7 protein-coding genes and 1 pseudogene are annotated in these 12,465 nt (G+C 66.3%); 1 reads left to right on the top strand and 7 read right to left on the bottom strand.

The features are described 5' to 3' along the window. Positions 1–39: 39 nt before the first annotated feature. The 3 genes from DVS29_RS10305 to DVS29_RS10315 form a co-directional block, all read right to left on the bottom strand. Entirely contained in the window at positions 40–1,107 is a 1,068-nt protein-coding gene (locus tag DVS29_RS10305; protein WP_118180346.1) for a purine-nucleoside phosphorylase, read from the bottom strand. Positions 1,108–1,138: 31 nt separating this feature from the next. After that, entirely contained in the window at positions 1,139–2,044 is a 906-nt protein-coding gene (locus DVS29_RS10310) for a cation diffusion facilitator family transporter (protein ID WP_118180347.1), read from the bottom strand. 211 nt (positions 2,045–2,255) lie between these two features. Further along, entirely contained in the window at positions 2,256–7,151 is a 4,896-nt protein-coding gene (locus tag DVS29_RS10315) for an NAD-glutamate dehydrogenase (RefSeq protein ID WP_118180370.1), read from the bottom strand. 405 nt (positions 7,152–7,556) lie between these two features. Here DVS29_RS10315 and DVS29_RS10320 point away from each other — a divergent pair, with 405 nt between their 5' ends. Continuing rightward, positions 7,557–8,999: a coiled-coil domain-containing protein gene (locus tag DVS29_RS10320; RefSeq protein ID WP_118180348.1), complete on the top strand. Its 1,443-nt coding sequence runs from the start codon at positions 7,557–7,559 to the stop codon at positions 8,997–8,999. Between the two features lie 115 nt (positions 9,000–9,114). Here the strand turns inward: DVS29_RS10320 and DVS29_RS10325 are convergent, their stop codons facing one another. From DVS29_RS10325 to DVS29_RS10340, 4 genes and pseudogenes are all read right to left on the bottom strand, one after another. Next, positions 9,115–10,713, bottom strand: a complete 1,599-nt coding sequence (locus DVS29_RS10325) for a hypothetical protein (protein WP_118180349.1) — start codon at positions 10,711–10,713, stop codon at positions 9,115–9,117. Positions 10,714–10,740: 27 nt separating this feature from the next. Then, positions 10,741–11,433, bottom strand: a complete 693-nt coding sequence (locus tag DVS29_RS10330) for a C39 family peptidase (protein WP_118180350.1) — start codon at positions 11,431–11,433, stop codon at positions 10,741–10,743. Positions 11,434–11,458: 25 nt separating this feature from the next. Beyond that, positions 11,459–11,971, bottom strand: coding sequence for a hypothetical protein (locus DVS29_RS10335; RefSeq protein ID WP_118180351.1), 513 nt, complete (start codon positions 11,969–11,971; stop codon positions 11,459–11,461). Between the two features lie 201 nt (positions 11,972–12,172). Continuing rightward, a pseudogene (locus tag DVS29_RS10340) lies at positions 12,173–12,465 on the bottom strand (hypothetical protein); the annotation flags it as partial.

The raw sequence follows: 12,465 nt of genomic DNA on the forward strand, positions 1-12,465 counted from the left end.
GGGCCCCGGTTCATCAGCACGACTTCAGTACATTGAAATTCAGCGAGCCGGCACACCCTGCTGCCAATCGTCCCAATGCGTGACGATGTCCTGCACGAGCGGATTGCCCGCGCGGAACAGATTGTCCACCGCGATCGGGAAACCACCCTGCGACGTGTAGTTCAACAGATTATCGACACTGGTCTGCCCCGGATGCGGCCGGTCGAAGTCCGAACCCGCACGCAGCACCGCGACGCGATCCAGATCGACACGCTGTGCGGCCGCCGCGCGCTTCAGCGCCTCGTAGGTCGCGTTGTCTTCCTGCTGCGTCGTGCAGTACACGCCCTTGCCGTCCGTGAGGATCTTCGTCCATTCGCGCGCGCGGTTGCCGATCGCGGTACCTGACCACCACGTATCGCCCGCGAGCGTGTCGCACTGAATCACCGACGGCGGCCGGTTCGCCGGCGCATAGCGGTATTTCGCGCGCGCCGCACGCGCCTGCCTGTTGTCTTCCAGCTCGACATCCTTCGACAGCGCGAACGCCGCATCCGCGAGCTTCGGGTTCAGCTGGAACACCTCGGTGCGATAGTCGAGCGGCGGCTTCTGCGTCGGGTTCTTCGTGTTGATGCCGAGGTAGCCGCCATGCCAGCTGCGCGGCGCGTCGCGCGCATCGATCTCCCACTGGATGCCGAAGTCGACCAGATACTTCGCCCACGCCGCCGAACCGAGCGTGCCGCGCGACGGATCGATACCGGCGATGCCCGCGATCATGAAATACGTGTGCCGCAGATCGAACTGCGGCGACAGCGTCAGCGCCATCATCGAAGCGGCCGCGTTCGCGTGACCCATACCGGTCGTCATCACGCAGATGTCCTGCTGGTTGCAGTGCACGGCCGGATAGTCAGCCGACAGACCCACGACCGGAATGTCTTCCCACGGTCCAAGCTGGTCGAGCCAGACCTTGCCCTCGGGTCCGAACATCGACACGATCATCACCTTGACCTGACGAGGTTGCGCCGCTGCCGCAGCATTCTGCGCAGCCGAGGACGAATGATTGGCGGACGGCAGCGCGCACGCGGCGAGCGTCAACGCGGCGGCACAGGCCAGGGTGAACCGGAACAGCTTCATCGTTGTTATTCCCTTCGTTTGAATGTGAAAGTCATGCACGCGGCACGTCGGGCTCGAAGAACACCCAGCGCACCTGCGGAAAAGTGGCCTGCAGATCGGCTTCGATCACGTTGATCGCATCCACCATCGCGCGGCCGCTCTCGTAGTCGATCATCTCGGCCTGCACCGCGACGACCACATGATGCCCCCATTGCAGCGTGATCAGATTGATGATGCTGCGAATCTCGCTGCGCGCGTTCAGATGCGCCTCGATCGCGCGGCGCACCTCGGGGCTCGCCGATTCGCCGGTCATCATCGACTTCACCTCGCGCGCCACGAGCCACGCAATCACCATCAGCAGCAGACCGACGCCGATCGAGCCGAGCGCGTCGAACACCGGGTTGCCGGTGACGATGGTCGCGAGCACCGCGACGAATGCGATCGAAAGACCGGCGAGCGCGGCGATGTCCTCGCCCGCCACCACCAGCAGCTCCGATTCTCGCGTCTCGCGAAACCAGCGCCACAGGGTTTTGTCCGGATGCTCCTTGCGGATCTCGCGCATCGCGCCCATCAGCGACAGCGTTTCCAGTACGACCGACACGCCGAGCACCACGAGCGCGACGAACGCGTACTGCAACGGCTCGCGCGCGATCAGCCGGTGGATGCCTTCGTACACGGAAAACGCACCGCCCACAAAGAACAGCAGCAACGCGACGAGCAGCGAATAGAAGTAGATCACGCGGCCCGCGCCGAGCGGATGCAGCGGCGTGGCGGGCCGACGCGCTTGGCGCAGGCCGAACAGCAGCAGCAGCTGGTTGCCGCAGTCGGCGGTGGAGTGGATCGCCTCGGCGAACATCGAGCCCGAGCCGGTGAACGCGGCGGCCGCGTATTTGATAGCGGCGATACCGAGGTTCGCGGCGAGCGCGTACAAAATGGCTTTCGGCGATTCTTCTTTCATCGGCGGATCGTCTTGAGAGTCGTGCGGGTTGTGCGGACTGTGTCGCAAACAGCGGGGCATCGGGCACGGCATGCCGGACACACCCAAGCACGCCGCGCACCCGCTCCTGAAAAAAGCAACGGGCCTGACCGGCCCGCTGCAGTGAAGCATACAACAGTGTCATCGTCGCGAAGGCGTAACGAAGAAGCGGATGTGACGGAGCGACGCGCGCCTACCCCGCTCTTTCCAGCGCCGCCATTTCGCGCACGATCACGAGCAGCATCGACAGGCTCGCGCCGCCTGTCGCGCGCTGCTCCGCGAGCATCCGCGCGTAGCGTTCGAGCGGCGCCGTGTGCGTGTCGCGCCATGCATCCACTGCCTCACCCGCACTCGCCGCCGACGGCGAATGCGCGAGCACGCTCGCCGTCAGCGCGCGCTTCAGACGCGCGAGTTCGGCCAGCGCCGCGGCACGCGCGAGCATGTCCCAATGCGTCGGAGTCGGCAGCGCATTCGCGCGCTCGCCGATCCAGCCGTAATTCAGCTGCGTGCCGAGCGCGAAGTAGACGCCCGCGACCACTTCGAGGCTGCGCTCGCTGCTCGTCGCCACTTCCGCGATATCGAGCAGCGCCGCCGAGATGTCGCCGCTCGCCACCCGTACCGCGAGTTCGCTATCCACGCCCGCATCGACCAGCACACGCTGCCGCTCGGACAGCGTATCGAGCGCATCGGGCGGCAACAGCGACGGCAGCTGTGGCGCGAGCCGCTCCACCGCTTCGCGGCAGCGCGCGAGCAGCGCATTGCGGCTGCCGGTTTCGACCGTGCCCGTCTGCATCTGCCGCAGGAACCACGCGGCCGCGCGCTCCACCAGCCGCGCAACGTCGACGAACATGCGCGCCTGGATGTCGTCGGGCACGCGGTTGTCGAGCGCATCGATGCTGCGCCATACGTCGTCGAGCCCGAACACGTCGCGCGCCATGATGCACGCGCGCACGATGTCGCTCGCCGCCGCGTCGGTCTCCTCCATCAGCCGGTGCACAAACTCGCAGCCCACCCGGTTCACGAGCGCGTTGGTCAGATGTGTCGCGAGAATCTCGCGGCGCAGCGGGTGCCGCTGCATCGGTTCCGCGAAACGCTGCTGCAACGGTTTCGGGAAATAGTCGACCAGCATCGACGCGACGAGCGGATCCTCCGGCACATCGGAATCGAGCAGCGCGTCGTACAGCCACATCTTGCTGTACGCGAGCAGCACCGCGCGTTCAGGGGTCGTCAAACCGAGCTTCGCGCTCTGCCGTTCAGTGACTTCGTCGTCGCTGGGCAGGAATTCGATTACGCGGTTCAGGCGACCGAGGCGTTCGAGCCAGCGCATCATGCGCGCTTCCGCATCGAGCAGCTCGACCGCGTAGCGACCCGCGATCGACAGCGCCTGGGTCTGGTAGTAGTTGTCGCGCAACACCAGCAGCCCCACCTCGTCGGTCATTTCGGCGAGCAATGCATTGCGCTGCTTCTCCGTCATCTCGCCGTCGGCCACCACGAGACCGAGCAGGATCTTGATGTTCACCTCGTGATCCGAGCAGTCGACACCCGCGGAGTTGTCGATCGCATCGGTATTGATGCGGCCGCCGCGTTGCGCGAACTCGATGCGGCCCAGCTGCGTGAGCCCGAGGTTGCCGCCTTCCGCGACCACCTTGCAACGCAGCTCCGCGCCGCTCACGCGCACCGCGTCGTTCGCGCGATCGCCCACCTGCGCATGCGTTTCGCGCGTCGCCTTCACGTACGTACCGATGCCGCCGTTGTAGAGCAGATCCACCGGCGCGAGCAGGATCGCGCGCACCAGATCGGCCGGCGCCAGCGCGGGCGCGTTGATGCCGAGCGCGCTCTGCACCTGCGCGGATAGCGGAATCGCCTTCGCGGTGCGCGGAAACACGCCGCCGCCCGCCGAGATCAACGAAGGATCGTAGTCGGACCAGCTCGAGCGTTCGAGTGCAAACAGTCGGTTGCGCTCCGCGAAGCTCGTGACCGGATCGGGATTCGGGTCGAGGAAGATGTGCCGGTGATCGAACGCCGCGACCAGGCGAATGTGCTCGGACAGCAGCATGCCGTTGCCGAACACGTCGCCCGACATGTCGCCCACGCCCACTGCGCTGAACGCGGTGGTCTGCGTATCGACGCCCATCTCGCGGAAGTGCCGCTTCACCGACTCCCACGCGCCGCGCGCGGTGATGCCCATCTTCTTGTGGTCGTAGCCGACCGAGCCGCCGGATGCAAACGCATCGTCGAGCCAGAAGCCGTATTCCTGCGAGATCGCGTTCGCGAAATCGGAGAAGGTCGCGGTGCCCTTGTCCGCCGCCACCACGAGATACGGATCGTCGGGGTCGTGCCGCACCACCTGCCTGGGCGGCACGATCGCGTCCACGGTACGGTTGTCGGTCAGATCGAGCAGACCGCGCAGGAAGGTCTGATAACACGCGATGCCTTCGCGCATCCACAGCTCGCGGTCTCCCGGCGGCGGCGGATTCTTCACGACGAAGCCGCCCTTCGATCCCACCGGCACGATCACGACGTTCTTCACCATCTGCGCCTTCATCAGCCCGAGCACTTCCGTACGGAAATCCTCGCGACGGTCGGACCAGCGCAAACCGCCGCGCGCAACGCGTCCGCCACGCAGATGCACGCCCTCCACACGCGGCGAGTACACCCAGATCTCGAACATCGGCTTCGGTTCCGGCAGGCCGGGTACTTTCGCGGGATCGAACTTGCACGACAGAAACGGCTTCGGTGCATCGTGCTCATCGCGCAGGAAGTAGTTGGTCCGCACGGTCGCGCTGATCACGCCGAGAAACTGCCGCAGGATGCGGTCTTCGTCGAGGTTCGGCACCTGGTCGAGCGCCTGGCCGATCGCATTCAGGAGCGCCTCGGATTTCGCTTCGCGCGCGTCGCCGAGCGCGGGATCGAAACGCGCGATAAACAGTTCCACCAGTTGCCGGGCGATGGCCGGGTTGCCGGTCAGCGCGCGCTCGATATACGCGTCGCTGAAGGTCGAACCGACCTGGCGCAGATACTTCGCATACGCGCGCAGAATCGTGACCTCGCGCGCACCGAGATGCGCGCGCAGCACGAGGCGGTTGAAATCGTCGTTCTCGATCGCGCCGGTCCAGACCTGCTCGAACGCCGCCTCGAACAGATGCTTGACGCGCTCGATGTCGAACTCGGCATCATCGGCAAGTTCGAGGCCGAAGTCGTGGATCCACGCGGGCTGCACGTCCGGTGCTTCGATCAGATACGGGCGCTCTTCGTCCACGCGTACGCCGAGATGCTCGAGCATCGGCAGGCTGCGCGACAGCGCGATCGGCGCGCCGGTTCGATATACCTTGAAGCGGAACGCGCGCGGCCCCGCTTCGATCGGCCGGTACAGGTTCATCGCGAGACGCTCGCTGCCCTGCACGCGTTCGATCAGCTCGATATCGCGTACCGCAGTGCGCGCCGCGTAGTCGTCGCGATAGCCGGCGGGGAACGAATCGCCATAGCGTTGCAGCAGCCGGTTGCCCTGCTCTTCGCCGTACGCGTCGAGCAAGGCATCTGCAAGATCGTCCTGCCAGCGGCGCGTGGCCTGTACGAGGCGCGCTTCCAGTTCGCGCGTATCGACTTCGCGCATCGCGCCGGGTTCCGCATGCACGACGAAGTGAATCCGCGCGAGCGTCGACTCCGACAGCAGCGGCGTGAACTCCACGTTGTTGCCGTTGTACGCATCCATCAGCAGCGCCGCGACGCGCCGGCGCAGATCGGTGTTGTACTTGTCGCGCGGCACGAAGAGCAGGCACGACACGAAGCGGTCGAAGCGGTCGCGCCGCACGAACAGCCGCGTGCGCTGATGTTCCTGCAGCCGCAACACGCCGAGCGCGAGATCGTACAGCTCCGCTTCGCTCGCCTGGAACAGCTCGTCGCGCGGCCAGGTTTCGAGCACGGTGACGAGCGATTTCGCGAGATGCCCCTTCGGCAGAAAACCCGCACGGCGCACGATGTTCGCGCACTTGCGCCGCACGATCGGAATCTCCGCGCTCGACACCATGTACGCCGTCGACGTATAGAGCCCGATGAAGCGCCGCTCGCCGACGGTCTTGCCGTTCGCGTCGGCGAGCTTCACGCCGACGTAGTCGAGATAGCCAGGCCGGTGCACGGTGGCGCGCGTGTTCGCCTTGGTGAGGAAGATCGGCGACGCGCCCTCGATGATCGTGGCCGCGGCGGGCGGCAACGGCGTGACGTCGTTCGCGCCCGCCGGCCGCCGGTCTTCGCGCAACAGGCCCTGGCCGGAGCCGGGCACGCCGCGCAGCCCGAGGCCGTCGCCGTGCTTCACCAGTTCGTAATCGCGCTGACCGAGAAACGTGAAGTGATCGGCGACCATCCACTCGACGAACGCGCGCGCCTCCACCGCATCGGCGCCGCTCTCCCTCGCCTTCATTTCCGCGATCGTCCTGCGCGCGGTGTCGATCATCTTCGGCCAGTCTTCCACCGATGCGCGCACATCGCCGAGCACCTTCACGATTTCGTCACGCAGCGCATCGAGCTTTGCCGCATCGCCGCATCGATCGACTTCGAAATGGATGAACGACGCGAGTTGCGATGACGATGACCCGGCATCCGCCGCCTGCGGTGCACGGCCCGAGTCCGCAGCGCCTCTGGCGTCGGCTGTCTCCGCGCCGAGACTCACGCGTTCGATCGCGCCATCGGCGCTGCGCCAGATGCGAAACACCGGGTGCAGCACCGAATGCAGCGCGAGATGCAGACGGTTCACCGCCATCGAAACCGAATCGACGAGAAACGGCATGTCGTCGTTGACGATCTCGATCACGGTGTGATCCGAGTGCCAGCCGTGCTGCTCGAGTATCGGGTTGTAGACGCGCAGCCGTTCGTTGCCGGACACGAAACGCTGGGCCGTCTGCCAGTGCGCCATCGCGGCGCCGTATAGATCCGCGATGCCGCGGCTTTGAATGTCGTCCGCGTCGCCGAAATCGTAGTAGTGCCGCAAAAAAGGCTCGACGGCCGCGAAGGCCGGCTCGGGCAACCGGCTCCGTGCAAACCCCACGACGTCGTCAATCAAATGTGCGACGGCTTCTTCGTTCTTTGCTTGCATGATGTCCTCCACATCGGGCGGCTATCGCTGTGCTTCGAAACTCGGATTCCGTGATCCGCGAGGCATAAGACGGCGCGACCAGGACGCGCGGCGGATCGCCATGGATTATGCGCCCGATACACAGCGCGCGCGATGTGCGAACGCACAAGAACGTCGGTGGTGGGACCCCATGCATGCGCCGTACGAACGCGAAAAACCCGTACCCGCCGCTATGTGCGGAAGCGCACGCAAGCGGCCAGTTCGCCAGGGTTCGCCTGATGACGCCGCAAGGGTCGATGCACTAGGCTGAGAAGGTTCCGCGAGCCGATGTTTAGGTCAACATAAGCATTTCCAGGCCGTGGATACCGAACGCTGTTGTCGAATTTTCCGGGGTTGTCCGACGCCAGAATTCGTGGAGACAGCATCATGAGGAGCATGCCGTTACGTCGTGCCAGTGCGATCAGCTCAGCGGCGCTGCTGCTGTTCGGCACCGAGGCTCACGCGCAGTCGCTCGAAACCCAGGCGGCCAATGCGACCCAGGCCGACATCAAGGCGTTGCGCGCGGAACTCGACCAGCGCATCAAGGAACTCGACGCACTCAAGCGCAAGCTCGCCGACGAAGAGGCGAACTTCGACCGGCTGAGCCGCGAGATCGAGACCGGCAAGCTGGAGAACGAGCGCGGCGCCGGCAGCCCCGACGTGAACGGCCAGCCGGTCGGCAGCGCGACGGTGTCAACCAGCGGCGGCCCTTCGAACGCAACGGTTTCGACGGGCGGCGCGACGGCCGCGGCGCAAGCCGTCGCGGCGGACCAGGTCGCGCAGAACAATCCTGACAACGGCGCGCAGAACGGTGGACAGAACAGCGGCCAGCCGAACGCGCAGCAGCCGGTGGGCGAGGCGCCGGTGCCGGACACCCGGCCGCCCTCCGTCGCACCGATCTTCGAGCAGCCGGGCGTGCTGACGCCGAAGGGCACGCTCGTCGTCGAACCGTACTTCCAGTTCCAGTACTCGTCCGAAGACCAGCTGTCGCTCGTCGGCTATACGATCATCCCGGCGCTGCTGATCGGCCTCATCAACGTGAGCGAAGTCAGGACGACGACGCTCACGGGCGGCGTCGCGTTCCGTTACGGCCTCACGAACCGGCTCGAATTCGAAGTGCGCGTGCCGTACGTGTACCAGACCAACGACGCGGTCTCGCGCCAGGTGTTCACGGGCACCGCCGAGAACTCGGTGATCAGCAGCAACGGCAACGGCATCGGCGACGTCGAAATGACGATGCGCTACCAGCTGAACCAGGGCGGCCCGGACAAGATGTACTACGTCGGCTGGCTGCGCTTCAAGACCGCCACCGGCAAGAGCCCGTTCGACGTCGTCACGGATTGCGTGACCACCTGCATCGCGAACACCACGGGCACCGGTCTGCCGCTGCAGCAGCCGACCGGTTCGGGCTTCTACGCGATCCAGCCTGGTTTGACGTGGCTGTTTCCGACCGACCCGGTCGTGTTCTTCGGCAACTTCAGCTACCTGCACAGCTTCGGCGCAAACGAGAGCCTGACGCTGCTCAACGGCGTGAAGGAGCCGCTCGGCAAGGTGCAGCCGGGCGACGTGTACGGCTTCAATATCGGCATGGGTCTGTCGCTGAACGAGAAGGCCTCGGTGAGTCTCGGCTACGACCAGAGCATCGTGATGACCACCACGCAGAACGGCGCGACGGTGCCGGGCACCACGCGCCTGATTCTCGGCACGCTGCTGCTCGGCTATTCGTACCGGCTGTCGCCGAAGACGACGATCAACTTCTCGATCGGCGCGGGCCTCACGCGCGATACGCCGGACCTCACGCTCACGCTGCGCCTGCCGATGTCGTTCTGAGGGTTTGAACGCGCGTTTTCCCTACGCGCGTTTCGCTTCCGCACAACGTGATGCGCGCGACGCCTTCGCCGAAGGCATCGCGCGTTCGTGCTGCGCAGTGTTCGAAGTCCATCCGCTAGCGCGGATGGATCGCGCTCGTCAGCGCGTTGTTCAACGTGTTCGCGATGTTGAGTCCCTGGAAGATCGCGAGCGAGTTGACGGTCGTGTTGATCGTCGTCAGCGCCTGGATCTGCTGGTTGCTGAGCGTGTTCTGGATCGTCGTGCCGCCGAGTTGCGGCAGCGCGCCCTGCACGATGTTGCCGGCGCCGTTCTGGATCAGCCCGGCGGAATTCACTGCGACGAGCATCTGCGCCTGCTGCGTGGTCATATGCGCGACGTCCGGAATAGTGACCGACGCCGACGACACCATCGTGCCGTTGACGAACGCTTCCCGTGTGATGCCGAACGACACCATCAGTCCCGATGGCGTTTCGAAGCCGCCGCGCATCGAGTCGAGTTTGTCGTTGCTGACCAACGCGAGCTTTTCGTCGCTCCAGCCGCCGCTGTCGTCTTTGGCTGAATGCGGCGCGGTGTCGACGGAGACGCTGCTATTGAGCGTGAGCGCCGACGCGTCCAGCCGCTGCGTGCGCGGCGCTTCGTGTTGCGCTTCGTGTTGCGCTTCGTGTTGCGCTTCGTGTTGCGCTTCGTGTTGCGCTTCGTGTTGCGCTTCGTGTTTCGCTTCGTGCCGCGGTTCGGGCCGCCCGGCTGTCGTCGCTACGACCGGTGACGGTTGCACCATCACGGGTGCGGCTGCCGTCGCGGGCACGGGCTGCGGCTCGTTCGCCGCACCTGCTGCGTGGAGCGCGAAGCCGGGCGTCGCTGCCGGATCGCGGTCGTGCTCGTGCACCACCGCGGCATCGGCCGTCGCCGCTTCGACCGTTCCTGTAGCACGCGTCGGGATCGTTGCATCGTTCGCGATGGGCGGCGCTGCCGGGTCAAGCGCGGGAGGTGCCGAGCCATCGGCAGCGTTCGCCGTCTCCGCGTTGCTGTCACCAGCTTGAGGTTCGGCCGCCACAGCCGCCACAGCCACGCGCTCAGTCACCGCATCCGCGCGAATGGATGCCGCGCTTGCCCCGGGCACCGCAGGCACCGCAGGCATCACAGTCACGACCGTCACGTCCGAACGTGCCGTCGAATTCACGTCGATCGATGCATCCGCACTCGGCGCAGCGACCACGTCATCATCCGCACGATGCGCCTGCGTATCGACCGAAGCGACAGGCGCGTTCAACGCGGCCTGCGCGCCCTGCGGCATCGCATCGGCGTCCACATCGGTCTGCGCCGCCGGCGCGTCCGTGACGCCCGCCTGTGCGCTGAGCTGCACGGCCTGCGCCGACGCGCCGCGCGCGCTGATCGCATACTGTTCGGCGCTCGCCTCCGACAGCGCGCCATCGCGCGCGCCATTCAGCGCATCGGGCGCCGAACTCGCGACGCGCACCATTGCGTGCCACGCGGCATCGCCCGTCGCATCGCGCGTTGCATCATGACTGGCGACCGGCAGGTTCGACACGTCGCTGCGGTCGCCGGCCGCATCGGGCAACGCATCCGGAAACGGGACGATCCTGCCCGCCGCGACAGCCAGCAGCTCCGCCCCCATCGCGGTCGCGCTCAGGCACGACACGCCGCCGAACAGCACGGTGACGATGCCGGCGAGCTTGAGGGGTTCTGGTCTCATCGCAGTTCCTGGCGCAATGTCGTTCGTTCAGAATTCGCCCGGGCCCAGCTTCGGCACCGTCACGTTGAAGAGACTGTCGCGCGGAATGCCGGTGTAGAGCGGCGCCGACGGTGCGACGTGCCAGTCGCGCGCGTCGTTGAAGGTCGCCATCTCATGCCGGTTGTGGATCACGAACAGCACGTGGTCCTCCCACTTCGACTCGAAGCTCTCGCGCGACATCGAACGCGTGCCCGTCGCCGGGTCGCCCACCAGCACGCGGCCGTTGCGCACGCCCTTGATCACGACGAAGTGGTGGTAACCATGCTCGGTGATCAGCACGATCGCCGGCGTGTTGGTTTCGATCAGCTTGTCGAGCGGCACTTCGTAGCCGTCCGCCTGGAAACCGTGCGCGATCAGAAAGCGCCGGATGTCGAGCAGCGAGAAACCGAACTGGCGGATCTTCGCCTGATCGCCGCTGTTGTACATCTCGGCGAACGCGGTCTGCTCGGTCACCGGATAGTTGTACTGATAGGTCAGGAGCGTCGCGAGCGCCGCCGATCCGCAGCTGAAGTCATACTGCTGACGGATGGTCCGCTTGAAGCGCGCCTCCTTCAGGCTCGTCACGTGCAGGTTGTAGTCCGCACCCGACGGGTCGCTGACCATGATCGGGTCGGCGCACGCCGGCAGCGCGGCACAGCACGCCGCGCACGCGAGCGCGATCCGGATGGCAAGTCGTTTCATCGCATCGGTCTCCGCGTCGGTCGCGTCAATCGCCGAAACGCACGTTCAGCACCGTCGCGTTCTGGATCAGCACGTTGGCGCCGGTGTTCTGGATCACCGTCGGCAGCCCGCTCGAATTCGCGAACGATCCGCCGTCGACCACGTTCGATCCGGTCGCCACGTGGCTCGCGAGATTGCCTTCGACCGAACCGGTCAGGTTGTTGGTGCCGATCAGCGCGTCGCCGCCACGATGTTCGTCGAGCTGGTCGCTGCTCATCGCAACGCCGAACGTCGTGTCCTTGCTGTCCTGCGCGGCCTTCGCGTCCTGCCCGGTCGTACCGGCTGCCGGTGAAGCAGGCGCTACGGCGGCGGCCGTGACCGCGGGCGCGCCCGCTTCGGTGGCGGCAGGCACGACCGCAGCGGTGGCCGGCGGATTCGCCACGGGCGCGATCGACGCCGCGCCCGAAACGTCGGCGGCCATCGCGCTCTGCGCCGCGAACGCGGGCAGCGCAACGGCCATGGGCAATACCAGCTGCGCAAAGCGTTTTTGCGCTTGCATGGCAGTCTCCTTGGCGTGCCGCACGTCCGCACAGGACGCTGCGTCACGCTCGATGTCAGCGATGTTCTCCACGCGTTGCGCGACCCGCCGGTCCGGTGGCCGGGACCCGCGAGCGCCGCATCCGCATGGCGGCGGCATCCCGACTGCGGAGCGCTGTTACGCGCCCCGCAGTCGTTCGTACCACTGACTGCTACGCGAGGCTCAGTGACCGACGGTCAGATTCGCCTGCACGGTGACGGCCTGCTGCACGAATGACGCCGCGCCGCTGTTCTGGTTGGCGATCATGATGCCCGCTGCCGACTGGCCGACGCTCGACATCGCGTTCGACATGTCGAACGTGCCCGTCGACACGCTGATCGCGCCGCCAGCACCGCCCGACCCGCCAGCGCCGCCCGTACCCGCGCCGCCGGCTGCCGCCGTCGCCGTGGAAGCGCCGCCCGCGCCGCCCGTCCCTGCCGCGCCGTTGCCGGCCGTCGAGGTGGCCGCGCCGCCTG

The organism is Paraburkholderia phosphatilytica (assembly GCF_003443895.1).
GTDB lineage: Bacteria > Pseudomonadota > Gammaproteobacteria > Burkholderiales > Burkholderiaceae > Paraburkholderia > Paraburkholderia phosphatilytica.